We start from the raw sequence: 2,700 nt of genomic DNA, 5'->3' as shown, positions 1-2,700 counted from the left end.
CATTAATATATAACCAATTATAAAATAAAGTTTTAGGTTCTAATGGATAATCATGCCCAAAATTACTATATTTCGTCATAGAATCATTAGTATCAATTTTTCTTAATTTTTGTTTCATTTCTGTTGAGCTATAACCTTTTTCTAATAGATAATTTTGACTACCTGCTTTTTTATATACTTTGCTAGATTGAAATACTTGTTCTACACAAAATAAATGCCCTTTAATTGTCTTTATTTTTAAATTAAATGCGCTTGCTTTGATACCTATATCTTCTATTGATTTACTAGAAACTTCTAATAAATTATCTGTTATATTTTCCTTTAAAAACTGTTGGTGCAAATCTTCGATGCTTTTTTGCTTTTGTTCTTTAGAAAAGCCTGGAAACCACTTAAAAAAAACATCTATTTTTTTGTATTTTAAATCTTTAGGATCAACGTAATAGACAAATCGATTAGCCATGTTGTTTATATTTCAACACCTTTTCCTCAGGAACCTTTCCTGATTGTAGTAAACGAACTATTTCTTTTTTTTCAAACAATTCGCTTGAAACTATTATGTCATAATCAGATGTACAAACTCCACAAAGTTCTAATCTTAAACATTCTCTTTTGGCAAGTTCTTCCGTGGGAAAAATAAGAGCTGTGATATATTCTTTAGGTATTTTATTATATATAAGAACTTCCGCCTGTACATTAGTAGGGACATTACTTGGATATAATTTATCTCTAACAAACGTTCTTTTACCTGTTACTCTTTCATTAAAAATGCTTTCAAAAGCTTCATACCCTCCTTTTATCATTCTTCCACCTTTAGTAGCAGCGTTGACAGGGCAAAATTTTGTAGAGTCAGTGATAATTTTTGGACTTATTTCTAATATTGTCCATTCATTAAATATTTCAGTTCGGCTTTTTTTTACTACAGTTGAAAAATAATAGCAATTAGGATATTGGACTGAAGTGCAGATATAATCCTCATGTCTATCAAATCTATTTTCATCTGTTTTATTCAAAAAAGACGAATCAAAAATGAAATTATTAGCCAAAATACCGTTGTCACTATCCATGCCTTTTCCTAAAATAAATGGTAAATTTTTAGACTTAGTGAAATGACATAATCGCGTGATGTGACGATTTTGTATTACGGATTGTATCAAATACCTTCACCTCCACAAACATATTTACTAAGAGCCAGCGATGCTAATAATGGTGTTAATTCTCCTGAATATAAAATAATTAATTTTTCCTTTGCTCTTGTGACACCAACATAATATTGGGCAATAGATTTCTCTAGTATTTCAGAGTCTAGATCTGAATATTTAAAATTTTTATTATCTAAATCAATTTCATTATTATCAATCTCAATACTTTTTATAAAATTTTCTTTACTTAAAAAAGGCATAATTACAGTATTAAATTCCAATCCTTTAATTTGTTTATAAGTTCCAAGAGTAATATTGTTTTTATCACTTTTCAAACTGTAAACACTTAAGTTTTCACCCTTTTCTTTCATAAACTGTTTGAAATCTTTAAATTTATGACTTGGAAGAATAACACCTACTTTTTCTTCTTTACGACGCTCTTGCACTCTAGTAATATAGTGATAAACTTTCTCCATTTCTTCTTTTTCATCTTTATATTGAATAATTTTTGGCTCTTGACCGTTTCTCATTCCTAATTTAGCTTCTGCATAAAATTCGTTATTTTTATCAAAATAAGGTGAACGAGATATTTCTTCAGCAAATTCACTAATCGGTCGACTATTTCTGTAATTATATACTAATCGATACTTTTTATAACTATTCATTTTAATACCTAGAGATTTAAAAGAAATACGTTTACCGAATACACCTTGATTAATATCTCCTAATAAGACCATTGCTCCATTTGTATTATTTAATTCATTAACAGTCATCAACATGTCTGAAGTAAAATCTTGGAATTCATCTATCAAAATATATTTATATGATAATAATTTTTTCTTCTTGTCCTGGTTTTTAATCTTTTTTAACAAATTACGAATAAAGGTACCTACATCTTCAAAATCATAATATCTATCTTCTTTTTCTCTAATTTTTATATACTGCTCATAAACCTCGTAGAAGTACTTTCTTTTACTTCTATCGATTCTAGTACTTTTTCTACCGATCCTTTCCATTTTTTCATAAATTTCAAATGAAGTTACTGACATTTGCTGCATCCAAGAAATTTCATCTAAGAATGTTTGGTAAGGTCTTTTAAAAGTAGATTCAGCTGGATACTTCTCTCTTATTTCATTTACAGCTCTTTCTACTTGAATAACTTTATTTTGAGGTATATTATAACTTTTTACTTCTTTACCATTTTTATATTTACCTAGTTGTAATACTTCATCTTCAAAATTATTGCAGATTTCCTTAATAATCTTCTTCATAAATTCATTGTATGTATCAATAATTAAATTATTAGGTACTTGTTCATTCCTATTTTTGGCAATCTCTTTAATTTTCAAATTCATATCCAGGTTAACAGCTTTATTAAATGTCAGTAACGCAATTTTATCATTAGGATATACTTTGGAAAGCCAATAAATCCTATAAATAGCTAATAAGGATTTGCCACAACCAGCACTACCTGTAATAATCATATTTTGATCATCCGCAACATAAAGGATCTCTGTTTGGTGTCCTCTTAATGCTGTCTCTTATACACATCTGACGCTGC

3 protein-coding genes are annotated in these 2,700 nt (G+C 27.9%); all 3 read right to left on the bottom strand.

All coding sequences use genetic code 11. From position 1 onward, the window contains the following. Positions 1-460, bottom strand: a 460-nt coding sequence (locus CD150_RS10805) for a DarT1-associated NADAR antitoxin family protein (protein ID WP_206185640.1), incomplete at its 3' end; no start/stop codon positions are given. After that, entirely contained in the window at positions 453-1,154 is a 702-nt protein-coding gene (locus CD150_RS10800) for a DarT ssDNA thymidine ADP-ribosyltransferase family protein (RefSeq protein ID WP_103161577.1), read from the bottom strand. The genes CD150_RS10805 and CD150_RS10800, both read right to left, overlap by 8 nt. Then, a complete protein-coding gene (locus CD150_RS10795; protein WP_276307437.1) occupies positions 1,151-2,650 on the bottom strand; it encodes a UvrD-helicase domain-containing protein in 1,500 nt (499 codons plus the stop codon). The genes CD150_RS10800 and CD150_RS10795 overlap by 4 nt, the downstream gene beginning before the upstream one ends. Between the last annotated feature and the right edge of the window lie 50 nt (positions 2,651-2,700).

Origin of the sequence: Staphylococcus ureilyticus, assembly GCF_002902235.1 — a bacterium.
Lineage (GTDB): Bacteria > Bacillota > Bacilli > Staphylococcales > Staphylococcaceae > Staphylococcus > Staphylococcus ureilyticus.
This window is presented reverse-complemented; position numbering and strand designations above follow the sequence as displayed.